Source organism: Paenibacillus stellifer (genome assembly GCF_000758685.1).
Taxonomy (GTDB): domain Bacteria; phylum Bacillota; class Bacilli; order Paenibacillales; family Paenibacillaceae; genus Paenibacillus_AQ; species Paenibacillus_AQ stellifer.
On sequence record NZ_CP009286.1, the window covers coordinates 35,343 to 57,121 of the forward strand.

Here is a 21,779-nt window from a genome sequence, read left to right on the forward strand (position 1 = left end):
ATACAGTACGAATGATCAAGGAATTAATAGTGGTTGAGGGTAAAAATGACACGGCCGCCGTCAAGCGCGCGGTTGATGCCGACACAATTGAAACAGGCGGCTCGGCCGTGGACCGCCGCGTTATCGCCAAGATTGCGCTGGCCGCCGAGCGGCGGGGGGTCATCATTCTGACAGATCCCGATCATGCGGGAGAGCGGATACGCAAAATCGTCTCGTCGAAGGTGCCGGGCTGCAAGCATGCGTTTATCCCGGAGCAGGATGCCACCGCGAAGGGTGATATCGGGGTGGAGAACGCGTCGCCCGAGGCGATCCGTCACGCGCTTGCACATGTGCATACCGAATTTGAAGGGGCGCCGGTATTGATCGGCATGGACGATTTGATTGCAGCAGGCCTGATCGGCCATCCGAGCGCCGCCGAACGCCGGATGGCGCTCGGCAACATTCTTGGCATTGGATACTGCAACGGCAAGCAGCTGTATAAGCGCCTCGCGATTTTCCGCATCACGCCGGAAGAGTTCGGGGATGCGCTGAGGCAAATGAACCAGGGAGGGCATACCCTATGAACGGCAGAGAAGAGATTTCGTCTCCCAGACGGACCAAGGAGATTATCGCCGCCCACGGCTTCTCCTTCAAGAAGAGTCTGGGCCAGAATTTTTTGATTGACCAAAATATTTTGAACAAAATCGTGGACGCCGCCGGCCTGAAAGAGAATACAGGAGTGCTCGAAATTGGTCCGGGGATCGGCGCTCTGACAGAGCGCCTCGCTGCGGAGGCCGGGGCCGTGACGGCGGTCGAGATCGACCAGCGGCTGATCCCGATTCTGTCGGATGTGCTCGCGCCTTATCCGCATGTCAAGATCCGGCATGGCGATGTGCTGAAGGTGGATCTCCGGCAGCTGTTCGCCGAGGATTTCTCCGGGGTCGAGCGGGTCAGTGTGGTCGCCAATCTGCCTTACTATGTGACCACGCCGATTCTGATGAAGCTGCTGGAGGAGAAGCTGCCGCTGGCGAACATCGTGGTCATGATCCAGAAAGAGGTGGCGGACCGTATGGCCGCATCACCGGGAGGCAAGGATTACGGGAGTCTGAGCATTGCGGTCCAATACTACAGCGAGCCGGAGCTGATCTGCACGGTTCCGCATACGGTGTTCATTCCCCAGCCGAATGTGGAGTCGGCGGTCATCCGGTTGAAGGTCAGGGAGCGTCCGCCGGTTGAGGTGAAGGACGAGAATCATTTCTTCGAGGTAGTGCGGGCCTCCTTCACGCAGCGGCGCAAGACGATCTCCAACAATCTGAAGGCCCGCTTCTTTCCCAAGGAGGGCCGGGAGCGGCTGGAGGAGCTGCTTGCGGCAGCGGGCATCGAGCCGTCCCGGCGCGGCGAGACGCTAAGCCTGGCCGAATACGCGCGCCTTAGCGATGTGCTGCTTGAAGCGGGCATTTCGTGAAGAAATGAGAACCAACCGGTCTCTTAGCCCATAGGATGGGAAAGAGGTGATGTTGGGATGAATATTGGAGATCTGGTCGTTCGGAGGTCTTACGGCGGCGACGTGACGTTCCGGGTGGAGCAGCTGACGAGAAATCAGGCGGTCATCAAAGGAACGGAATTCCGGCTGCTGGCGGATGCACCTCTTAGCGATCTGGTCCGGGTGCCTCCTGCCGCTACGAGCGAGCGGGGAGAGCGTGCACGGATTAAGGCGGCGGAGTCGCTGACCGAGCTGAGCAGGAACCGGCAGGAACGCAGCCGGCTGGGAATGAGCGGGACGGCCGATCTGTGGGATCAGCCGGCAAATGCCGGCTCCTACTTTGAGCTTCCCGGAAAGGTGCTTCACTTGGATGGCGACCCGGGTTATTTGGGCAAGAGCCTCAGCATGTACCAGCAGCTGCGCATTCCGGCCGAGGGCCATCATGTGCGCGAGCCGGAGATGGCTTCGGTGCTGTACCGGCTGCTGCCCAAGGTGCGTCCGAACATCGTGGTCGTCACCGGACATGACGGTGTGCTGAAGTCGCTGACGTCCTATGACCTGAACAGTCTGCACAGCTACAAGAATTCGCAGAATTTCGCGGCTGCCATTTCGGTGGCCCGGGATTACGAGCGCAGCTACGACGCACTGACCGTTGTAGCGGGCGCCTGTCAGTCGCACTTTGAGGCGCTGATCGGGGCGGGAGCCAATTTCGCGAGCTCGCCGGCCCGTGTGCTGATTCATGCGCTTGATCCCGTCTATATCGCGGCCAAGGCGGCTCTGACTTCAATCCGCGAGACCGTTGACCTGAACGATGTGCTGCATCATACGATCAGCGGAAGCCAGGGTGTTGGCGGTGTTGAGACCCGGGGCAGCTTCCGCATTGGCATGCCGGGATTGCATGACTTGTCCACGCTGAAGGTAACGCCTTCGGCGATCTGACCCGCCTCTTTTTCCGTGTCCATGACTCAAAAAATATCGTTGACAAACATAATTGGCATCCTCTATAATTATTTGTTTGATTTGACAACGACGTTAAAAGGAGTTATAATGGACAAGGAAAGAGGTGGTCGTTAGGCAATGGCTAATAACACGCTGTTGGAAATTAAACGCAGTCTCGAAGCTCATGTCGGTTCCAAGATTACTTTGCGGGCCAACGGTGGCCGCCGCAAGACGGTCGAACGCACCGGCGTCCTGGAAGAAACGTACCCTTCTGTATTTATCGTCAAGCTCGATGAGGAGCAGCAGTCCTTTAAGCGTGTTTCTTACAGCTATGCCGATATCCTGACCGAGACCGTTGAAATTACGGTCTGTGAAGATGATGTAGAACTGCCGCTTATGGTTGCAAAAGCGTAAATATTTTCCTCAACAAACAGCCTTCCTTCTCGCAAGAGGGGAGGCTGTTTTGCGTACTTAGGGGATTTATAACTTACCCGAAAATCACAGGCTTTATTTTTCCCACTCAGCGTCTGTCGACCCCAAAAGGCCGTCAGGGACTATCCTTGTGATGCCCTGCTTCTCGGCGGCCTGAAGTGGCTCGGGCGTATGCTAAGGCAGGAACACAACCATACTAAGTAGGCAATCCCTAATTTCATTAACCGAAGGAGGAATCCGTAGTGAGCCGCAGAAGACGGAGCATGATGTCCGAGGAGCTCAAGACCGAGCTGGCCAAGGATCTGGGATTCTATGAGACGGTGGAGCGCGAAGGTTGGGGAGGCATACGGGCAAAGGACGCCGGGAACATGGTGAAACGGGCGATCCAGCTTGCCGAACAGGCTGCGCGAAGATCCTGATCCTCCACAGACTGCATAAAAGGAAAAGGTCGTCCTTCGCGGGACGGCCTTTTTCATGAAAATATTCTGCAACTTTACGCAAATTATGTCCTGATCATGCTGCGCTGCGGGTGCAATGGACTTCATTCTCAGATTCCCCTATAATATGTTAAGCTGTTTGGTTAGGGAAAATGGAGAGTAGGGTGAACGCCTTGAAAGTATATGAAAAAGCGCCGGCCAAAATCAACCTGATGCTGGATGTGCTGCGCAAACGGCCGGATGGATTTCATGAGGTGGAAATGATCATGACCATGGTGGATCTCGCCGACAGGCTGGAGCTGTCCGAAATGAAGCGAGACACCATTATTATATCAAGCCAGGCCGGTTATATTCCGCTCGACGAGAAGAATCTGGCTTTTCAGGCGGCGAGGCTGCTCAAGGAACGTTACGGCATTAGCCGGGGCGTCCATATCCATCTGGATAAGCATATACCGGTCGCCGCCGGACTGGCCGGAGGAAGCAGCGACGCAGCAGCGACGCTTCGCGGCCTGAATCGGCTCTGGAGACTTGGCCTGTCGCATACGGAGCTTCAGGAGCTTGGCTCTGAGCTCGGCTCCGATATCCCTTTCTGTGTAACGGGCGGAACAGCCCTTGCCACCGGAAGAGGCGAGAAGCTGGAGCCGATCTTCAGCATGCCGCAATGCTGGGTTATCCTGGCCAAACCGCCGATCAATGTCTCCACGGCCGATGTGTACGGCAAGCTCCGGGCGGATCGGATTACGAACCATCCTTCCGCCGCATTGATGCGGGAGGCGGTGGAGGCCCGCGACTTCCAGGCGATCTGCGGAAGGCTCGGCAACGTGCTGGAGGAGGTTACCCTGAAGCTGCACCCCGAGGTGCTGCGGCTGAAGGAAGCGATGATCTCGCTGGGAGCGGACGGTGTGCTGATGTCCGGAAGCGGGCCGACCGTGTTCGGGCTCGTATCCAAGCAGTCGAAGGTGCCCCGGATTTACAACGGGCTGCGGGGATTTTGCAACGAGGTCTACGCGGTTCGTTCGCTGTGCTGAAGGATAACGAATTCGAAGCCGTATCCCTTGTGTAAAGCCGTACAAAAGTGATATATTTTCTCTATAATATTCGGTTTTGACGAGGGAGCCTTCAGTGAAGAAACTAAAAAGAAGTCAGCGTTTAGTGGATATGACCCAATTTTTGCTGGAAAAGCCGCATGAGCTGCTGCCGCTTTCCACTTTTGCCGAACGATACGGAGCGGCCAAGTCCTCCATCAGCGAGGACCTGGCGATTATCAAGGAAGTGTTCGAGGGCGAAGGCATCGGAGAGCTGCAGACGCTGGCCGGAGCGGCGGGCGGCGTGAAATACATTCCCGTTATGCCGGGAGAAATGGCCTTGTCCTTTGTCCAGGATCTGTGCAGACAGCTTGAACAGAGCGACCGGATTCTCCCGGGCGGTTATCTTTATATGTCCGACCTGCTGGGACAGCCATCCCTTATGGAGCAGGCAGGCAAGATCATTGCGACGGCTTTCTATGGCGTCCCGATCGATACTGTTATGACAGTGGAGACCAAAGGCATTCCGCTGGCTTATGCAACGGCGGCGCAGCTGGGGCTTCCGGTGGTGCTCGTACGGCGTGACCACAAAGTAACGGAGGGCTCGGCGGTCAGCATCAATTATGTATCGGGCTCCCATAAGAGCATACATACGATGTCCTTGTCGCGCAGAGCGCTTAAGGAGAAATCACGCGTGCTTATCGTCGACGACTTCATGAAGGCGGGCGGAACGGTCGGTGGCATGGTGGATCTGCTGAAGGAATTCAACGCGGAGGTCGCAGGCGTCGGCGTTCTCGTAGAATCGGACGCGGTGGAGTCGGAGGAGCGTCTTCTGCATGATTATGTGTCGCTCATTCGGCTGGGCGAGGTGGACCCCAAGGAACGGCGGGTCTCGGCGTATCCCGGTAATTTCTTCAATAATCCTCAGATATAAATATATGGCAATTTCGTGAATATGGTGTTGAAAGAGATAAAAGAACACTAAAAACACCGTTTTGTCAAATTTATTGGATTATGAAAGGGATTTTATACCACCAAAAAGAAGGAATTTGCCTGAGTGTGTGGAATTATACACCCAAGTCTCTTATGGAAAAAGGTGGTGAACACACACATGCAAATTACGGATGTCAGACTCCGCCGCGTTAACTCTGAGGGGAGAATGAAGGCAATCGCATCCATTACCATCGATAACGAGTTTGTCGTTCACGACATTCGCGTCATTGACGGCAACAATGGAATGTTCGTTGCCATGCCCAGCAAACGTACGCCGGACGGGGAATTCCGTGACATCGCGCATCCGATTTCTTCCGGAACGCGTGAGAAGATCCAGACAGCGGTGCTTGCCGAGTATGACCGCGCGGCAACGGAAGAAGAAGTAATCGAAGAAGGAGCGTAATCGCTCCGGGAAGTGCCCTTGCTTTTTGAACAGTGGTTTCGGCTATGCAATTCGAATTGGGGTTCGAAGAAAAGAGAACCATCCTTGGGATGGTTCTCTTTTCTTTTTGCCGAGAATGAAGTATATTCAGTAATGAGTTTAGAGTAGGAGGTTGGCATTCTTGAAAAGAATGGCTGTTGTTTTGGCCGCGGGTCAGGGGAAGCGCATGAAGTCGAAGCTGTACAAAGTGCTGCATCCCGTCTGCGGAAAGCCGATGGTAGGGCATGTGCTTGACACAGTCAAAGCAACCGGCTGCCAGCGCAATATTGTGGTGGTAGGACACGGCGCCGAGAGCGTACAAGCTTACTTGGGCGATTCGGTGGAATATGTTCTTCAGGAGACCCAGCTTGGAACCGGCCATGCCGTTATGCAGGCCAAGGATATCCTAGGCGGGGAAGAAGGCACCCTGATTGTTGCTTGCGGAGATACGCCGCTTGTGAAGCCGGAAACGCTGGCCGAGCTGATGGTGCTGCATGAGAAGCGGGGAGCAGCGGCGACAGTCTTGACCGCCGTAATGGACAATCCCGCAGGACTCGGACGCATTATCCGCACCGAGGATGGCGCGCTGCTGAAGATTGTGGAGCAGAAGGACTGCACGCCCGAAGAGGATGCCATACGCGAAATCAATACCGGGATCTACTGTTTCGACAACGCCAAGTTGTTCGCGGCGCTGCAGCAGGTGACGAACCAGAACGCGCAGGGCGAATATTACTTAACCGATGTTATCGGCATTTTGCGGGAACAAGGAGAGCTGGTGCTTGCCTTCCAGACGGAGGACGCAGCGGAGTCGATCGGCGTGAACGACCGCCTGGCGCTGTCCGAGGCTGAAAGCCAAATGCGCCTTCGCATCAACCGCCGCCATATGCTGAATGGAGTAACGATTATAGATCCTGCCTCAACCTATATAGAAGCCGATGTAACAATCGGCACGGACACGGTGATCTACCCGGGTTCGGTATTGAAAGGCAAGACCGCTATCGGAGAGGGCTGTACCATCGGACCCTCCAGCGAAATTGAAGACAGCGCCATTAGTGACGGAGCCAAGATCAAACATTCCGTCTTAAGCGGTGCCGAAGTCGGCGCACGGACTTCCGTTGGGCCTTTTGCCTATTTGCGTCCGGGCAGCGTCCTGGGTGAAGATGTGAAGATCGGCGACTTTGTGGAGATCAAAAAAGCCACCATCGGCGACGGCTCCAAAGTATCCCACCTGAGCTATGTCGGCGACGCCGTCGTCGGCAAGAACGTGAACGTGGGCTGCGGGGCCATCACGGTCAACTACGACGGATTTAACAAATCTCTGACGGAGATCGAGGATGAGGCCTTTATCGGCAGCAACGTCAACCTGATCGCTCCCGTCAAGGTCGGCAAAGGCGCTTATGTGGTAGCCGGATCTACGATCACTAGAACGGTCGCCGAAGGCGATCTCGCAATCGCGAGACAGCGTCAGGAGAACAAGCCGGGTTATGCGGACAAGATCCGTGCCCGGGCCAAAGCGAAAAAAAGCCAGCGCCATCCATCGTAAGCGCGCGGGCAGCCAAAATTCCATTGAACCGTCACGGAGGGTTTAACTTTTATGGCTTATCTGGATTCCAAATTAAAAATTTTCACCTGTAACTCCAACCCGAAGCTGGCTCATCAGATCGCCGATTATATCGGGATTCCGATGGGCGAGTCCCATACGACCAGTTTCAGCGACGGCGAAATTCAGGTCAAATTGTCGGAGAGCGTTCGCGGCTGCCATGTCTACATCGTGCAGTCGACATGCGGCCCGGTCAACGACAACCTGATGGAGATGCTGGTCATGATCGACGCGCTGAAGCGCGCCTCGGCCAAGAGCATCAATGTCGTCATTCCATATTACGGATATGCCCGCCAGGACCGCAAGGCTCGCTCGCGCGATCCGATCACCGCTAAGCTGGTAGCCGACCTGATTGAACGTGCTGGCGCGCACCGCGTCATTACGATGGACCTGCATGCCATGCAGATTCAGGGCTTCTTCAATATTCCAGTGGATCATATGCTGGGCGTGCCGATTCTGGCGCAGTATTTCCGGTCGAAGCAGATTCAGAATCCGGTCGTCGTCTCTCCCGACCATGGAGGCGTGGTCCGTGCCAGAAAGCTGGCTGACTTCCTGAATGCGCCGCTGGCGATTATCGACAAGCGCCGTCCGGAGCCGAATGTTAGTGAAGTTATGAACATCATCGGTAACATCGAAGGCAAGACGGCAATCCTCATCGACGACATCATTGATACGGCCGGTACGATTGTGCTGGGGGCCAACGCTCTGATGGAAGGCGGCGTGAAAGAAGTGTACGCCTGCTGTACGCACCCGGTACTGTCCGGACCTGCGCATGAGCGTCTCGAGAACTCGCCGATCAAAGAGGTTGTAGTCACCGACACGATTCCGATCCGCCATGAGAAGCCTACCTCCAAGCTGAGAGTGCTGTCTGTGGCTCCGCTGCTCGGTGAGGCGATTATCCGCGTTCACGAGGAGCTGTCCATCAGCAAGCTGTTCGAGATTGAATAAGAAGCGGGGACAAGGCTGAATGTCCGACAAGGGGTTACATCTCCTGCTTCAGGAGGTGTAACCCCTTGTCGGTTTGGCGAAGATTGCGCCTGAAGCGGCGGAGCTAGAAGCCCGGCCGGGAGATGAAGGTGAACATACTTCGGTTGTAGAGGGTGCCCTGAAGCTCGGCGAAGCTGCCATCCACAGCTGTGAGAATACCGATATCGACATGCTCGTCGCCACGGTACACCTCGACAGGAATGGCATACTGAAGATGGTATTGAAAATGGCGGTGAAGCGTCAGAGGCTCGCCCTGCTGAAGCATAGAAAGATCACCTGTCTTTTTGAAATGGATTCCGGGTCTGGAGCACCCTTATGCTTCTATTGTACCAAGAAAGGGAAGGTTTACAAATGAAATGGATCGTCGGTCTGGGCAACCCGGGGCCGCAGTACGCCAAGACCCGGCATAATGTCGGCTTTATGGCTCTGGATGAGCTGGCGCGGCGCCACGGCATCTCTTTTAACCAGAACAAGTGCAAGTCCGTCATCGGGGAAGGAAATATCGGCGGGACCAAGGTCGTGCTGATCAAGCCGATGACCTTCATGAATCTATCGGGCGAAGCGGTTCGCGCTTATATGGATTATTATAAGGTCGCCCTCGAGGATATGATTGTCGTCTACGACGATCTCGATACGGAAGTGGGCAAAATCCGGCTGCGCTATCAGGGCAGCGCCGGAGGGCATAACGGAATCAAGTCACTCATTCAGCATACCGGTACGCAGAGCTTCAACCGGATCCGCATGGGCATTTCGCGGCCGGAGCCGGGCTATGCCATTATTGATTATGTGCTGGGGACCTTCCCCAAGAAGGAAAGCGAGCGGCTAACCGATATGATCGGCAGTACCTGCGATGCGCTGGAATTCAGCCTGGATCATACCTTTGAACAGACGATGGCCAAGTTTAACGGCTGATTGCGGTGCGGGTCTTGGGCTAGCAGAGAAGCAAACGGGGCATACTGAAGGTATATTCTACCTTCAGGAGGCATATTGATGGCAATACACTATGTGTGCAGACACTGCCGGACCGTTCTCGGGAGCATTCCAAGAAGTGCGGTCAGTGAGATGAAGCTGGGCCTTCATTCCTTGACCCCCGCAGAACGCAGAGATATAATAGCGTATGATTCGGAAGGCGGGATTACCGTAAAGGTAACCTGCGACTACTGCAAGGAAGCCCTGGAGTATAATCCGGAGCTGAGCTTGCTGGCCAACCCGCTTCAATAGCTGGAGGCCGTTGCCGATTTCACGCAGAATCCGAAAGCCTTGGCTCTAAAGCTGAGGCTTATTTTGAAATGCAGCACGTATAAGCTGCTATTAATCATATGATCAGGGGATAAGCCGGACGGCGTATCCTTGTTCTTCTATTTCCGGGTTCTCCGGATCTTTAAAAAATTTATTATTCCATGCGCGTTGAAGCGGCGGAAGAACCCGTTTCGCTTGATGCGATTTTAGTAAGTGAGGTGCGCCTTTTGTTACAAGGTCTTATTGAGGCTTTTACCAAAGATTCCGATTTTCAGTCGGTAGCCAAAGGCGTCGCCGCCGGAATGAAAGAGCAGCTGATCTCGGGTCTTTCGGGATCGGCGAGGCAGATCATGCTCGCTGCTCTGCATGAAGAGACTTCCCGGCCGATGCTCATCGTGACGCATAACATGTTCTCGGCGCAAAAAATTGCCGATGACTTGCAGGAAGCGCTTTCTCCTGAACGGGTTCTGCTGTATCCGGCCAATGAGCTCGTCGCGGCCGAAGCGGCGGTCTCGAGCCCGGAGACAGTGGCCCAGCGTATCGAGGTGCTGAACAAATGCTCGCAGGGATTCCGGGGCATTGTGGTCGCGCCTTATTCGGGTGTGCGGCGTCTGCTGCCATCGCCGCAAGTCATGGCGAATGCGCAGGTTACTATTCAACAGGACGGAACGCTTGAGCTGGAGACGTTCCTGAACGCCATGATTGAAATGGGCTACGAACGGGTTGAACGGGTGGAGAACCGCGGAGAACTGAGCGTCCGGGGAGGCATCCTCGATTTCTATCCGATGAATACGCCGCTGGCGTACCGGGTCGAGCTCTTTGACGAAGATGTCGATTCCATCCGGACGTTCGATCCATCCGACCAGCGGTCCATCGACAAGGTCAGAAGCGTGACCATCACGCCTGCCAGGGAAATTGTCGCCGGAGCGAGACAGCTTGCCGCAGCGGCGGATAAGGCGTCCGGCTTGCTGGAACGCCAGCTGGAGAAGACGACCGACCGGCAGGCCAAGATCCGGCTGCGGGAAGAGATCGGACGCGAGCTTGAGCTTCTGCGCGAGGGCACGTATTTTCCGGAAATGTATAAATATATTGCCCTGCTCTATCCGGAACGCTGCCATCTCTATGACTACATGGAGGAGGACACCCTGCTTATACTGGACGAACCGGCGCGTCTGCTGGAGACGGCGAAGCAGCTTGAGCGCGACGAATCGGAATGGAACCTGCATTTGCTGCAGAACGGCAAGACGCTCCCGGATCTGGAGCTGTCGCTCGACAGCGATGCGGTGATCTACCATCGTCCGTTCCAAAGCCTCTTCATGTCGATTTTCCTGCGTCAGGTTCCGCATGTGCAGCCGCAGAATATTCTGGGCTTCATCAGCCGGGGCATGCAGGATTTCCACGGACAGATGAATGTGCTGAAATCGGAGATGGAGCGCTGGCACAAATCTGGCGTGAAGGTCATCATGCTTGCAGGCGGAGAGGACCGGATTGACCGGATCCGCCGCGTGCTGGACGATTACGGCATTGAGGAGCCGACCATTATGCTTGGAAGTCTGGGTTCCGGCTTCGAGCTTCCCTCGATTCACCTGGCGGTCATTACCGAGGGAGAGCTGTTCTCGCAGAAGCAGCGCAAGGCCCGCAAAAATTCGAAGCATATGGATAATGCGGAGCGGATCAAGAGCTATACCGAGCTCAAAATTGGCGATTATGTCGTGCACCAGAATCACGGCATCGGCAAATACATGGGCATCGGGACATTGGAGGTCAGCGGCATTCACCGGGATTACATGCACATCATGTACGCCGGTGGAGACAAGCTGTCCGTTCCGATCGAGCAGATCGATCTGATCCAGAAATACGTAGGCTCCGAGGACAAGGAGCCGAAGATTTACAAGCTCGGCGGCAATGAGTGGACACGCGTTACCAATAAAGTGCGTTCCTCCGTGCAGGATATTGCCGACGATCTGATCAAGCTGTACGCCGAACGCCAGAGCGCGCCGGGCTACGGGTTCGAGAGGGATACGCAGGAGCAGCATGAATTCGAGGGAATGTTCCCGTATGATGAGACCCGGGATCAGCTGCGGGCAATCGAGGAAATCAAGAAGGATATGGAGCAGAACCGTCCGATGGACCGTCTCCTCTGCGGCGATGTAGGCTACGGCAAGACCGAGGTGGCGATCCGCGCCGCCTTCAAGGCCGCGATCGAGGGCAAGCAGGTGGCGGTGCTCGTACCGACCACGATTTTGGCCCAGCAGCATTATGAGACGTTCCGCGAGCGCTTCGCTTCCTATCCGATAAATATTCAGGTGCTCAGCCGGTTTCGCAGCCGGAAGGAACAGAACGAGACGATCAAGGGCGTCCGGCAGGGAACGGTGGATATTGTAATCGGAACCCATCGCCTGCTCTCCCAGGATCTTGTATTCAAGGATCTGGGCCTGCTGATCGTCGACGAAGAGCAGCGGTTCGGCGTCACCCATAAGGAGAAGCTGAAGAAGCTCAAGACCAATGTCGATGTCCTGACGCTGACGGCAACTCCGATTCCCCGCACGCTGCATATGTCGATGCTCGGCGTTCGCGACTTGTCGGTTATCGAGACGCCGCCGGAGAATCGCTTCCCCGTGCAGACCTATGTCGTGGAATACAGCCAGACGCTGGTCCGCGAGGCGGTTGAACGGGAGCTTGGACGCGGAGGACAGGTGTATTACCTGTATAACCGTGTGCAGGGCATCCAGGAGATGGCCTCCCAGATCCAGATGCTCGTTCCGGAGGCCCGGGTTGGCATCGGTCACGGCCAAATGTCCGAGTCGGAGCTGGAGAAGACGATTCTCGACTTCCTGGACGGCGAGTACGACGTGCTGGTCAGCACAAGCATTATCGAGACCGGGGTCGATATTCCGAACGTTAATACGCTGATTGTCCATGATGCCGATAAAATGGGCCTGTCCCAGCTGTACCAGCTTCGGGGACGGGTCGGCCGGTCCAACCGGATCGCCTATGCCTATTTCACCTACCAGCGGGATAAGGTGCTGACCGAAGTCGCCGAGAAGCGTCTGCAGTCGATCAAGGAGTTCACCGAGCTTGGCTCCGGCTTCAAGATCGCCATGCGCGACCTGTCGATTCGCGGCGCCGGCAATCTGCTAGGCGCGGAGCAGCACGGCTTCATCGCCTCGGTCGGCTTCGACCTGTACTCCCAGATGCTGGCGGAAGAAATCCGCAAACGGAAGGTGACCGTCCTCGGCGAAGAGGATCAGTCGCTTAAGGAAGGCAATACCGTCATCGATTTGGCAATTGACGCCTACCTGCCTTCCGAGTATATTTACGACAGTGTGCAGAAGATCGAGATCTACAAGAAAGTTGCCGGCGTTGCGACCTTCGAAGACGAGGCGGAGCTGGAGGACGAGCTGCTTGACCGGTTCGGGGAGCTGCCTGAGTCGGTAGTGAATCTGTTGTCCGTCGCGCGGCTTAAGCTGTACGGCAAACTGTACGGCCTCGATTCCATGAACCGGCGCGGCGACGAGGTGCTGCTGAGCTTCCATGAGGACCGGATCGCGATGATCGATACGCCCAAGCTTGCCAAGATTGGCAATGGTTTTGAAAGACGTGTACAATTTGAAAAGGAAGCCAAAGCGGCCATCCGGATCAAAGCCAAAGGCCTTGACGACAAGGAGTTGCTCGAACTGCTCGAGCGCTTCCTCAAGGAAGTCAAGCCCGCTTTTAAATCGAAGGGAGAATTACACAATGCGGTCAAATAAACCCTGGAAGGTGCTGTTCGTCTCGCTGGCAGCGGCCCTTTCGTTATCCATGCTCTCGGCATGCAGCAGCGGCAAGAACAATGCCGAAGACAACAGCACGGTACTCGCTACTTATAAGGGGGGCGAAATTACGCAGAAGGAATTTGACACCGATGTGAAGGTGATGAAGCTCCTGTCCCCGGAGCAGGCGCAGTATCTGGAACTGGATGCCTTCAAGGAGACGATCCTGAAGCAGGAGGTCGCCTTCGAATATTTGGCGGGGCAAGCGGACGATAAAGCGAAGCAGGAAGCCGAGAAGCAGGCCGACTCGCAGATTGCGTCGTACAAGCAGGGGCTTGGCGACACCTATGAAAGCTCTTTGAAAGAGCAGGGCGTTACGGAAGACGAGATCAAGAATTATATGGTCCGCGTATTGAGCGTCTATCAGGATATGATTCAGAAGGTAACCGACGATGAAGTGAAGAAGGAATTCGAAGACACCAAAGGCGATTTCACCGTAGCTTCGGTACGCCATGTCCTGGTCGGCTTCACCGATTCGAACAATAAGGAGCGCAGCAAGGAAGACGCTTTGAAGCGCGCCAAGGAAGTGAAGGCGAAGCTGGACGGCGGAGCGGATTTCGCGGCGATCGCCAAGGAATACTCGGACGACACAGGCTCCAAGGATAACGGCGGTCTGTATGAGAACAAGGAGCTCGGCACCTATGTCGAGGAATTCAAGAAAGCAGCCCAGACGCTTCCGCTGAATACGATCAGTGATCCGGTCGAGACGACCTACGGCTACCACATCATGAAGGTGGAATCCCGTACCGAGAAGACATTTGACCAGCTGACCGATGAGCAGAAGGAAACGATCAAGAGCTCGGTCGCGTCGAACAAGCTGCAGGAATTCATGGAGAAGAATCTGGACAGCATCATTGTAAAAATCAACCTGCCGAAGAGCAGCGCCTCCCCAGCCGCTTCTGCGGGTGCTTCCGCAGCCCCTGCCGGTTCTCCGGCGGCTTCTGCCGCTCCGGCCGCCTCGCCAAGCGCGAGCGCAGGCGCCAAGTAAGCATGGATTTTCGCTAATTCCAAGCAACATCATTCAGGCTCTTTACAGCGGCACCGCCATCTTTGGCGGTGCCGCTTTGTACTATGCATAAGGAACTGGGAACAGATGAATACTATGGTCAGACAACAAGGAACCAACGCCGGGATCGTGGGGTCCCTCACCAAAGGCAGTAGTTGACACAATACTTCTTAAGAAAGCGGGGCAACAGGTGAATGAAAGCTACTGGCATTGTAAGACGCATCGACGACTTGGGACGGGTCGTTATTCCTAAAGAAATCAGACGGACGCTTCGAATCCGCGAAGGAGATCCGCTTGAAATTTTTGTGGACCGCGACGGGGAGGTCATCCTGAAGAAATACTCCCCCATCGGCGAGCTGGGCGATTTCGCGAAGGAGTATGCCGAATCGCTGTATGAAAGCACCGGACATATTACCCTTATATCCGACCGTGATACCTTTATCGCTCTCTCCGGCGGCTCCAAGAAGGATTATCTGGAGAAGCCGGTCGGACAACTGCTCGAAAAATGCATGGACAGCCGAAAGACGGTGCTGGAGACTAACGGCGGCACCTATGAAATCACGAAGGATTATCAGGATACCCTGTCTTCCTATGTGGCGGCTCCCATCATCTCGGGAGGCGATCCCATCGGAGCCGTAGTGATGATGAACAAGGACGAGGCGGTCAAAATGTCGCAGATGGAAGTCAAGATGGCCGAAACGGCCGCAGGTTTTTTGGGCAAACAGATGGAGCAGTAAAGGTCTTTCCCCATCCCGCTTTTCGATCCCGGCGTACGGACCGGAACGATGAAGGCGGGATTTTGTCGTTCCAGGGGAGGTTGCGGTATAATATAGAAATTCATTCGAATCCAGTTCAGACGAAGTAGGGCTGATATGAGAAAAGAAGCGACGGGCTCGAAGCTGCTGCGGGGAGCGTTTATATTGAGCGCCGCCGCACTGCTGTCGAAGCTGATTGGAACGCTGCAAAAAATTCCGCTGCAGAACCTGGGCGGGGATGCCGTCTTCGGCATCTACAACACGGTATACCCGATTTACACACTGCTCGTCACCTTGGCGATGCTGGGACTGCCGGCGGCGGTCTCGAAGTACGTCGCCGAGGACGAGGCCGGCGGCGGTACCCCCCAGAGCCGGCAGGTGCTGCGGCGCGCCTCGCTGACGACCACGGCGGCCGGGCTGCTGCTCGCCGCCGGCACGTATGCAGGCGCCCCGCTGCTCGCCCGCTTCATCGGCAGCGGGCATATTGTGGCGGCGCTGCGGACCGCCGCGTTCGGCCTGGCGGTCGTGCCGCTGCTCGCCGCCCTGCGGGGCTATTTCCAGGGCCTCCAGAACATGCTGCCGACAGCGGTGTCGCAGATCGTCGAGCAGTCGGCCCGGGTGGCCGTCATGATCACGCTGCTGCTCCTGCTGACGCAGAGCGGTGCGGGCGCCGGCGAGATTGCCTCCGGCGCTATGCTGGGGTCGGCCGGCGGCGGTCTGGCGGGGCTTGCCGTCATGCTGCTGTTCTGGCGCCGGCATCGCCGGGTGAGCCGTAAGCCAGCGGCGGCCGCGACGGAGGCGGCAGTCTCCATAACTGCGGCCCCCACAGCCGCAGCCACAATGGACGCGCCGGAAACCTCCGCGTCGATAACCGCAGCGGCGAGCGTTGATGCGTTCGCCGAGACAGCCGCCGCAGCCTCGACAGCGGCTCACAGCCGCTCCGGCAGCGTCCGGAGCCTGCTGACCTACGGCGTACCGGTCATGCTGGGCGGCCTTGCCGCGCCGCTGATCAGCCTCGTGGACGTGTTCACTATGCCGAGGCTGCTGTCTTACGCCGTCGGGGAGAGCCGGGCGATGGCCGACTTCGGCATCTACAACCGGGGGCTGCCGATCGTCCAGCTCGTGACGATGCTGGCTACTTCGCTCACGGTCCTGTTCATCCCGGCGCTGGCGGAGTCGAAATTTCGCGGCGACACCAGGGAGATCGAGAGTCGTTGCCGCCTGTCGCTGCGCTGGTTCTGGCTGCTCGGCCTGGCCGCCTCGGCGGGGCTCGCCATACTCGCGGTGCCGATCAACATCGCCCTGTACGGCGATGCCGCCGGCAGCGGCACGATCCGCTGGCTGGCCTTCACCGCCGCGGGCGGAACGGTCAGCCTCATCTCCGCCGCGCTGCTCCAGGGCCTGGGCCATGTGCGCGCCCCGGCCGTGCACTTCCTGGCCGCCGCCGCGTTGAAGGCGGCGCTGAACCTGCTGCTCGTTCCGCAGCAGGGCATCATGGGCGCGGCCATAGCAGGCGTGGCCGCGCAGGCACTGGCAGCCGGGCTGAATCTCCGGCTGCTGCGCAAGGCGGCGGGGCTTACGCTGCGCCCCGCGGAATGGCTCGGCAAGCCCGCGGCGCTGATCGCGGGTCTTGCCGCGGCTGCGGCCGCCGCCGGCTGGGCGGGCGGCGCGCTGCTGGGCGCGGCCGGGGTGCACGGCCGCATCCAGGCGCTCGGGGAGAGCCTGCTCGGTGTAACCGCAGGCTGCCTCGTGTTCGCCGCGCTGGCCGTGCGGCTGCGGCTGCTGAACGAAGGGGAGCTGATGCAGCTCCCGGGATTCGGTCCGAAGCTGGCCCGGAAGATTAAGAAATGGGGCCTGTTTCCTTGACGATCATGGATGGCGGGGAGACAGGCCAGGGAATTATAGACCGCCTGCCGGGTTGGCAGGCGCGATAAGGAGAGAATCGGCATGAGCGCAAAATTAACGGTAGTCGGACTTGGCTCCGGCAATCCGGACCGGCTGACGCTGGGCATCGTGAACAAGCTGAAGGCGGCTTCCCGGGTGCATGTGCGGACCGGCGAGCACCCGGCGGTCAAGGTTCTGGAGGAACTGGAGATTCCATACGAGTCTTTTGACAACCTGTATGAGTCCTTTTCTTCCTTTCCCGAAGTGTACGAAGCGATTACTCTGAAGCTGCTGGAGGAAGCGCGCTCGGGGAATCAGGGCGACGAGATCGTCTATGCCGTTCCCGGCCATCCGATGGTTGCCGAATCGGCCGTGTCCAAGCTGCGGGCGCGCTGCGCGGAGGAATCCATCGAACTGACCGTGCTGGGCGGCGAGAGCTTTCTTGATGAAGCGTTTCTGCGCCTCGGCTTCGATCCGATCGAGGGCTTCCAGCTGCTGGACGCCACTGGCATTACCCGCTCACAGCTTCAGCCGGAGCTGCATACGCTGATCGGCCAGGTGTACGATACCTACACGGCTTCCGAGGCGAAGCTGTGCCTGATGGAAATGTATCCGCCCGAATATGAGGTGGTCGTGGGACATGCCCTTGGCGTGGAAGGCGAAGAACAGATTCTGCGCGTGCCGCTCTATGAGCTGGACCGCCAGGAAGGCTACGGCAATCTGTCGCTGATCTACATTCCGGCGGACCGCTCCGATCGGCTGCGGCAGCGAACATTTGCCCGGCTGCACGAAATCGTCGGCATCCTGCGCAGTCCGGGCGGCTGCCCTTGGGACCGGGAGCAGACGCATGACTCGCTTCGCAAGAACTTGATCGAGGAGACGTACGAGGTGCTGGAGACAATCGACGAGGATGATCCCGAGCATATGAAAGAGGAGCTCGGCGATCTTATGCTGCAGATTATGCTTCATTCGCAGATGGAGGAAGAATTGGGCGCGTTCGACGTATTCGACGTAATCGAGGCGCTGAACGGCAAGCTGATCTTCCGTCATCCGCATGTGTTCGGCGACAAGGATGCGGCCGACGCGGAGGCGGCGCTGCAGAACTGGGAAGGGATGAAGGCCGAGGAGAAGCGGCGGAAGGGCATCGAGCCAGGGGAACTGTCGGCGCTGGATGGCGTCCCCCGCGATTTGCCGGCGCTGATGAAGGCCTACAAGCTTCAGAAGAAAGCGTCCAAAGTCGGCTTCGATTGGGGCAATGTCGAGGATGTGCTCGCCAAGGTTCAGGAGGAGCTTGATGAGCTGAAAGAAGCGATTGCCTCCGGCTCTTCTCAGGAGGAGCAGATGCTGGAGCTTGGAGACCTGCTGTTCGCGGCAACGAACGCTGCCCGGTTCATAGACGCCGATCCGGAGGAGGCGCTGACGCGCACCAACCGCAAATTTGTCGAACGGTTCCGGTATATCGAGCGCAAATTGCGGGAGCGGGGCATATCGCCCAAGGACAGCACACTGGATGAAATGGAGGCGCTCTGGCAGGAGGCCAAGGGGGCAGAGCGGGCCTGAAGCCCGGCATGAAGCTGCTCCGGGTAAGCGCCTGAATCATTTGGCCCTGCCAAATTCTGTCCAAAAACCGCTGGCTTCGGCAGGAATTTGACAAGGCATCCAGAATACCTTTAAGATGGAACGGCGGTCTTCGCCATAGCAGGGCACAAGATCGATCGTTTCCTTATTTTTTTCATTTCCGGGAGGAACGCTAAGTTATGAACAAAACAGATCTGATCAACAACATTTCCGAGAAAAACGGCTTGTCCAAAAAAGACGTGGAGCTGGTGCTCAACGGCTTTCTTGGTGAAATTACGGAAGCCCTCTCCAAGGGCGATAAAGTCCAGCTGATCGGGTTCGGCACCTTCGAAACCCGCAAGCGCTCCGGCCGGACAGGCCGCAACCCGCAGACGGGTACGGTCATTGATATTCCGGAATCCAACGTCCCGGCGTTCAAGGCCGGCGGCAAGCTTAAAGAAGCCGTCAACTAATGCGCCTCGACAAATTTCTTAAGGTATCCCGTCTTATCAAGCGCCGCACAGTGGCGAAGGATGTGTCCGAGCAAGGCCGGGTGCTGATCAACGGCAAAGAATCGAAGCCGAGCGCGAGTGTGAAGATCGGCGACGAAATCACGGTCCAGTTCGGGCAGAAGCTCGTGACGGTACGCGTCGAGAAGCTGGTCGAAACGACCCGCAAGGACGAAGCTGCCGGCATGTACACTGTGCTCCGCGAAGAGCCGATCCAGAAGAGCAACGGCCTGGATTGGTAGACGGTCCCTTTTTTCTCGGAAGAAGCGTTCCCGCTGTATGCGGGAGCGCTTTTTTTAGATATAAGACTTTATTTATAATAGATCTTCTATTTCTCGGTAAACGCTTGGCGCCTAAAGGACGCTGTCAGGCGTACATCCTTGTATAACAGGCCGCTTCTAGCCTGCAAATGCTGCGCGAAAAGGACGCTGCGGGCCTGTTCTAAACCGATCCGGACAGCCATATGCTAGGACTAGAAGGAGGGGTACAGGCCATGATCGAACCTGGAAAAAACGTCAAGCAGCACGACCTTCATATGCGCAGCCGTAAGGCGGTGGATCTGACGGGTGTGCAGAATGTGGAGAGCTTCGACAGCGGGGAGTTTCTGCTTCAGACAGAGCTTGGGACCTTAAGCATCCGCGGCAGCCATTTACATATCAAGAACCTCAGTCTGGAGAATGGGCTGCTGTCGCTGGAAGGGAATATCCAATCGGTGGTTTATGTGGAACCGGGAGCGAAGGACAAGAATAAAGGGCTGCTCGGCAAGCTGTTCAAATGAATCCGGCTGTGCAGTGGATGACACTGCTATACCTGGCGGGGGCCGGCGCAATGATGGGGTTTGCTTTTGACGCGTACCGGGTGCTGTCCCAGCGGCTGCGATTTCCGGGATGGCTGACGGCCGTTCTCGATCTGCTCTATTGGCTGGCCTCGGCTCTGCTTGTCTTCCGCCTTCTGTACGAGGGCAATCAGGGCCAGCTTCGTTTTTACGCCTTTCTGGGATTGTTCCTGGGTGTGTGGGTATATTTTTTAATCTTCAGTGTTACGGTCCAGAAATTTGTGGTAATGTTAATTCAGGTGGTTCAGCGGGTATGGAAACTGCTGGTGAAGCTGCTGGGCATTGTGATTGGCATGCCGCTAATTGGAATATGGCGACTGACACGCTGGACGCTGCGGCTGCTTGCAGCCGTGCTCCGGAGACTGCTGAAGCTTGCGCTTTGGCTGACCCGTCCGCTGTGGCATTTTCCCGTTAAATGGCTAACCCCTCTCTATGACCGGCTGCTGGGCAGCGCGCCGCTGACTAAATTGAAGGCTTGGATTGCCGCCAAAAAACAACGCTGACCTTTAATGGGAGGACCGCTCTTATGAACAGATTTTCTCCGGAAGAGAAGCAGGCTGGGGGGAGCACCGCGGCGGGAGCTAAGAGAAGAAGATTTCTCTGGATGGCCGTGATGGCGGTGTTCTTCGGATGGGCCGGCTACATATTCTTCGCCCAGAGCGCTTTGATTGCGGACAAGAGTCAGGACCTGGCCAAGAAGCAGGCTGCCGGCGAACAGGTGAACGCTTCACTGAACCAGCTGAAGTATGAGGTGTCGCGTCTTAATGACGACGAGTATGTCGGCCAACTGGCGCGCAAATGGTTTAACATCTACCCTAAAGGGGAGATTCCGATCCGTACCGAACAATCTGGCGAATGAGCCGTCAAGCCTTTCTCCTTATAGAAAAAAGAGGCTCTTCGCTCTGTTGCCTTGCAATGCGCTTTCCTGTATAATCAAATCACCGCAGACTGGATTTTTCTAATCTTAAGTCTGTATATTTTTAAGGGAGGATCATTTTATTCTATGGCAATTGAAGTGGGCACCAAGTTAGAGGGCAAGGTGACAGGCATCACGCATTTCGGAGCGTTTGTAGATCTGTCAGGAGGTGTCACAGGTCTCGTTCACATCTCGGAAATCGCCGATAATTACGTCAAGGATGTCAACGATCATCTGAAGATTAATGACGTGGTAACGGTTAAGGTGATCAATGTCGACAAGGACGGCAAGATCGGTCTTTCCATCAAGCAGGCAGTCGACAAGCCGGCTTCGGAGACTAGACCGCCCAGAGCACCAAGACCGGATCGTCCAAGCGGCGGTGACCGTTTCGGCGGTGGCGGTGGTGGTGGCGGCTACAATCGTGAACGGGGAGGGCGTCCATTCAAGCCAGCAGCCGGTAAACCTTCATTCGAGGATAAAATGTCACGCTTCCTTAAAGACAGTGAAGAACGGATGTCTTCTCTCAAGAAGAACACGGAAGGCAAACGCGGCGGCCGTGGAGCCAAACGCGTCTAATCAAATCAGCCTAACATGCAACAACCGCAGGGGCCGGCAGGCCTGCTGCGGTTTTTTTCTGTTTTCGTCGCCCCCCTTCCTCTGTAGTCCGCGGGAGAACCATGAATGGACCAGCAAGGCGTCAAAAGGCCCGGTTTTATTCCGGGCTCCGGTTGAATTTGTCGGCTCGAAGGAAATTTGCGACAGCATCCAAGGCCATTCCGCGAAAGCCCGCCCCATTCGCTGACGAATCGGGGATGCCGCTTGTCGGGAGCTTCTGCTAGCTTCTGCTCCTGAGGCCGCCTGGACAAGCGCCGGGCAAGGGAATGAGAGCGCTGACAAGTGTTCGTCATTCCGAACTTTTTTGTCGGAAATTTCTTAGGTGTGGTCCTCTTGTTCTGACAAACTTTCCATA

Annotated in this window: 24 protein-coding genes; 23 read left to right on the top strand and 1 reads right to left on the bottom strand. The window is 56.6% G+C overall.

The features are described from left to right. Nucleotides 1-11: 11 nt before the first annotated feature. The 10 genes from rnmV (at nucleotide 12) to PSTEL_RS00205 (ending at nucleotide 8,257) form a co-directional block, all read left to right on the top strand. On the top strand, nucleotides 12-563 hold the full coding sequence (gene rnmV, locus PSTEL_RS00160) for a ribonuclease M5 (protein ID WP_038692831.1): 552 nt from the start codon (nucleotides 12-14) through the stop codon (nucleotides 561-563). After that, nucleotides 560-1,444, top strand: coding sequence for a 16S rRNA (adenine(1518)-N(6)/adenine(1519)-N(6))-dimethyltransferase RsmA (rsmA, locus tag PSTEL_RS00165; RefSeq protein ID WP_038692832.1), 885 nt, complete (start codon nucleotides 560-562; stop codon nucleotides 1,442-1,444). The genes rnmV and rsmA overlap by 4 nt, the downstream gene beginning before the upstream one ends. Before the next feature lie 57 nt (nucleotides 1,445-1,501). Continuing rightward, complete coding sequence (gene yabG, locus PSTEL_RS00170) at nucleotides 1,502-2,401, top strand: sporulation peptidase YabG (RefSeq protein ID WP_038692833.1); 900 nt, start codon at nucleotides 1,502-1,504, stop codon at nucleotides 2,399-2,401. A 138-nt stretch (nucleotides 2,402-2,539) separates the two neighbouring features. Beyond that, nucleotides 2,540-2,815, top strand: a complete 276-nt coding sequence (veg, locus tag PSTEL_RS00175; protein WP_038692834.1) for a biofilm formation stimulator Veg — start codon at nucleotides 2,540-2,542, stop codon at nucleotides 2,813-2,815. A 260-nt stretch (nucleotides 2,816-3,075) separates the two neighbouring features. Next, on the top strand, nucleotides 3,076-3,252 hold the full coding sequence (locus PSTEL_RS00180) for an alpha/beta-type small acid-soluble spore protein (RefSeq protein ID WP_038692835.1): 177 nt from the start codon (nucleotides 3,076-3,078) through the stop codon (nucleotides 3,250-3,252). 191 nt (nucleotides 3,253-3,443) lie between these two features. Further along, nucleotides 3,444-4,298: a 4-(cytidine 5'-diphospho)-2-C-methyl-D-erythritol kinase gene (ispE, locus tag PSTEL_RS00185; RefSeq protein WP_038699857.1), complete on the top strand. Its 855-nt coding sequence runs from the start codon at nucleotides 3,444-3,446 to the stop codon at nucleotides 4,296-4,298. A gap of 94 nt (nucleotides 4,299-4,392) precedes the next feature. Beyond that, nucleotides 4,393-5,229 carry a pur operon repressor gene (gene purR, locus PSTEL_RS00190; RefSeq protein WP_038692836.1) on the top strand — a complete coding sequence of 279 codons (837 nt, stop codon included), beginning with the start codon at nucleotides 4,393-4,395 and terminating at the stop codon, nucleotides 5,227-5,229. Between the two features lie 177 nt (nucleotides 5,230-5,406). Further along, a complete protein-coding gene (spoVG, locus tag PSTEL_RS00195) occupies nucleotides 5,407-5,691 on the top strand; it encodes a septation regulator SpoVG (RefSeq protein WP_025332586.1) in 285 nt (94 codons plus the stop codon). Between the two features lie 160 nt (nucleotides 5,692-5,851). Further along, nucleotides 5,852-7,252, top strand: coding sequence for a bifunctional UDP-N-acetylglucosamine diphosphorylase/glucosamine-1-phosphate N-acetyltransferase GlmU (gene glmU, locus PSTEL_RS00200; RefSeq protein WP_038692837.1), 1,401 nt, complete (start codon nucleotides 5,852-5,854; stop codon nucleotides 7,250-7,252). Nucleotides 7,253-7,303: 51 nt separating this feature from the next. Beyond that, complete coding sequence (locus tag PSTEL_RS00205; protein WP_038692838.1) at nucleotides 7,304-8,257, top strand: ribose-phosphate diphosphokinase; 954 nt, start codon at nucleotides 7,304-7,306, stop codon at nucleotides 8,255-8,257. Nucleotides 8,258-8,360: 103 nt separating this feature from the next. On the opposite strand, the gene PSTEL_RS26585 is transcribed toward PSTEL_RS00205, so the two are convergent. Then, on the bottom strand, nucleotides 8,361-8,561 hold the full coding sequence (locus PSTEL_RS26585) for a hypothetical protein (RefSeq protein WP_084064536.1): 201 nt from the start codon (nucleotides 8,559-8,561) through the stop codon (nucleotides 8,361-8,363). Between the two features lie 86 nt (nucleotides 8,562-8,647). Here PSTEL_RS26585 and pth point away from each other — a divergent pair, with 86 nt between their 5' ends. From pth to PSTEL_RS00275, 13 genes are all read left to right on the top strand, one after another. Next, nucleotides 8,648-9,208, top strand: a complete 561-nt coding sequence (gene pth / locus PSTEL_RS00215) for an aminoacyl-tRNA hydrolase (protein ID WP_038692840.1) — start codon at nucleotides 8,648-8,650, stop codon at nucleotides 9,206-9,208. Nucleotides 9,209-9,286: 78 nt separating this feature from the next. Further along, the gene (locus tag PSTEL_RS00220; protein WP_038692841.1) at nucleotides 9,287-9,517 is read left to right on the top strand and encodes an anti-sigma-F factor Fin family protein; all 231 of its coding nucleotides are present in this window, start codon (nucleotides 9,287-9,289) and stop codon (nucleotides 9,515-9,517) included. A 245-nt stretch (nucleotides 9,518-9,762) separates the two neighbouring features. Then, nucleotides 9,763-13,287, top strand: a complete 3,525-nt coding sequence (gene mfd, locus PSTEL_RS00225; protein WP_038692842.1) for a transcription-repair coupling factor — start codon at nucleotides 9,763-9,765, stop codon at nucleotides 13,285-13,287. Beyond that, on the top strand, nucleotides 13,274-14,335 hold the full coding sequence (locus PSTEL_RS00230) for a peptidylprolyl isomerase (RefSeq protein ID WP_038692843.1): 1,062 nt from the start codon (nucleotides 13,274-13,276) through the stop codon (nucleotides 14,333-14,335). The genes mfd and PSTEL_RS00230 overlap by 14 nt, the downstream gene beginning before the upstream one ends. A 212-nt stretch (nucleotides 14,336-14,547) precedes the next feature. Beyond that, nucleotides 14,548-15,090, top strand: coding sequence for a stage V sporulation protein T (spoVT, locus tag PSTEL_RS00235; RefSeq protein WP_038692844.1), 543 nt, complete (start codon nucleotides 14,548-14,550; stop codon nucleotides 15,088-15,090). A 135-nt stretch (nucleotides 15,091-15,225) separates the two neighbouring features. Next, a complete protein-coding gene (locus PSTEL_RS00240; RefSeq protein ID WP_038692845.1) occupies nucleotides 15,226-16,974 on the top strand; it encodes a putative polysaccharide biosynthesis protein in 1,749 nt (582 codons plus the stop codon). Nucleotides 16,975-17,055: 81 nt separating this feature from the next. Then, entirely contained in the window at nucleotides 17,056-18,552 is a 1,497-nt protein-coding gene (gene yabN, locus PSTEL_RS00245; protein ID WP_038692846.1) for a bifunctional methyltransferase/pyrophosphohydrolase YabN, read from the top strand. Nucleotides 18,553-18,749: 197 nt separating this feature from the next. Then, nucleotides 18,750-19,022, top strand: coding sequence for an HU family DNA-binding protein (locus PSTEL_RS00250; RefSeq protein ID WP_038692847.1), 273 nt, complete (start codon nucleotides 18,750-18,752; stop codon nucleotides 19,020-19,022). Next, nucleotides 19,022-19,300 (top strand): RNA-binding S4 domain-containing protein, encoded by a 279-nt coding sequence (locus PSTEL_RS00255; RefSeq protein WP_038692848.1) that lies wholly within the window; start codon nucleotides 19,022-19,024, stop codon nucleotides 19,298-19,300. Before PSTEL_RS00250 ends, PSTEL_RS00255 begins: the two co-directional genes overlap by 1 nt. Nucleotides 19,301-19,551: 251 nt before the next feature. Further along, the gene (yabP, locus tag PSTEL_RS00260; protein ID WP_038692849.1) at nucleotides 19,552-19,836 is read left to right on the top strand and encodes a sporulation protein YabP; all 285 of its coding nucleotides are present in this window, start codon (nucleotides 19,552-19,554) and stop codon (nucleotides 19,834-19,836) included. Nucleotides 19,837-19,853: 17 nt separating this feature from the next. Further along, nucleotides 19,854-20,396 carry a spore cortex biosynthesis protein YabQ gene (gene yabQ / locus PSTEL_RS00265; RefSeq protein ID WP_245625040.1) on the top strand — a complete coding sequence of 181 codons (543 nt, stop codon included), beginning with the start codon at nucleotides 19,854-19,856 and terminating at the stop codon, nucleotides 20,394-20,396. Nucleotides 20,397-20,419: 23 nt separating this feature from the next. Then, on the top strand, nucleotides 20,420-20,752 hold the full coding sequence (locus tag PSTEL_RS00270) for an FtsB family cell division protein (RefSeq protein ID WP_038692851.1): 333 nt from the start codon (nucleotides 20,420-20,422) through the stop codon (nucleotides 20,750-20,752). A 144-nt stretch (nucleotides 20,753-20,896) separates the two neighbouring features. Further along, nucleotides 20,897-21,385: a S1 domain-containing RNA-binding protein gene (locus tag PSTEL_RS00275; protein ID WP_038692852.1), complete on the top strand. Its 489-nt coding sequence runs from the start codon at nucleotides 20,897-20,899 to the stop codon at nucleotides 21,383-21,385. Nucleotides 21,386-21,779 lie beyond the last annotated feature (394 nt).

What these genes read in the sequence shown, in the direction of transcription:
- rnmV (WP_038692831.1), top strand. Translation starts at nt 12, where the DNA reads ATGATCAAGGAATTAATAGTGGTTGAGGGTAAAAATGACACGGCCGCC.
- rsmA (WP_038692832.1), top strand. Translation starts at nt 560, where the DNA reads ATGAACGGCAGAGAAGAGATTTCGTCTCCCAGACGGACCAAGGAGATT.
- yabG (WP_038692833.1), top strand. Translation starts at nt 1,502, where the DNA reads ATGAATATTGGAGATCTGGTCGTTCGGAGGTCTTACGGCGGCGACGTG.
- veg (WP_038692834.1), top strand. Translation starts at nt 2,540, where the DNA reads ATGGCTAATAACACGCTGTTGGAAATTAAACGCAGTCTCGAAGCTCAT.
- spoVG (WP_025332586.1), top strand. Translation starts at nt 5,407, where the DNA reads ATGCAAATTACGGATGTCAGACTCCGCCGCGTTAACTCTGAGGGGAGA.
- PSTEL_RS00205 (WP_038692838.1), top strand. Translation starts at nt 7,304, where the DNA reads ATGGCTTATCTGGATTCCAAATTAAAAATTTTCACCTGTAACTCCAAC.
- PSTEL_RS26585 (WP_084064536.1), bottom strand. Translation starts at nt 8,561, where the DNA reads ATGCTTCAGCAGGGCGAGCCTCTGACGCTTCACCGCCATTTTCAATAC.
- pth (WP_038692840.1), top strand. Translation starts at nt 8,648, where the DNA reads ATGAAATGGATCGTCGGTCTGGGCAACCCGGGGCCGCAGTACGCCAAG.
- PSTEL_RS00220 (WP_038692841.1), top strand. Translation starts at nt 9,287, where the DNA reads ATGGCAATACACTATGTGTGCAGACACTGCCGGACCGTTCTCGGGAGC.
- PSTEL_RS00230 (WP_038692843.1), top strand. Translation starts at nt 13,274, where the DNA reads ATGCGGTCAAATAAACCCTGGAAGGTGCTGTTCGTCTCGCTGGCAGCG.
- spoVT (WP_038692844.1), top strand. Translation starts at nt 14,548, where the DNA reads ATGAAAGCTACTGGCATTGTAAGACGCATCGACGACTTGGGACGGGTC.
- PSTEL_RS00240 (WP_038692845.1), top strand. Translation starts at nt 15,226, where the DNA reads ATGAGAAAAGAAGCGACGGGCTCGAAGCTGCTGCGGGGAGCGTTTATA.
- yabN (WP_038692846.1), top strand. Translation starts at nt 17,056, where the DNA reads ATGAGCGCAAAATTAACGGTAGTCGGACTTGGCTCCGGCAATCCGGAC.
- PSTEL_RS00250 (WP_038692847.1), top strand. Translation starts at nt 18,750, where the DNA reads ATGAACAAAACAGATCTGATCAACAACATTTCCGAGAAAAACGGCTTG.
- PSTEL_RS00255 (WP_038692848.1), top strand. Translation starts at nt 19,022, where the DNA reads ATGCGCCTCGACAAATTTCTTAAGGTATCCCGTCTTATCAAGCGCCGC.
- yabP (WP_038692849.1), top strand. Translation starts at nt 19,552, where the DNA reads ATGATCGAACCTGGAAAAAACGTCAAGCAGCACGACCTTCATATGCGC.
- yabQ (WP_245625040.1), top strand. Translation starts at nt 19,854, where the DNA reads ATGACACTGCTATACCTGGCGGGGGCCGGCGCAATGATGGGGTTTGCT.
- PSTEL_RS00270 (WP_038692851.1), top strand. Translation starts at nt 20,420, where the DNA reads ATGAACAGATTTTCTCCGGAAGAGAAGCAGGCTGGGGGGAGCACCGCG.
- PSTEL_RS00275 (WP_038692852.1), top strand. Translation starts at nt 20,897, where the DNA reads ATGGCAATTGAAGTGGGCACCAAGTTAGAGGGCAAGGTGACAGGCATC.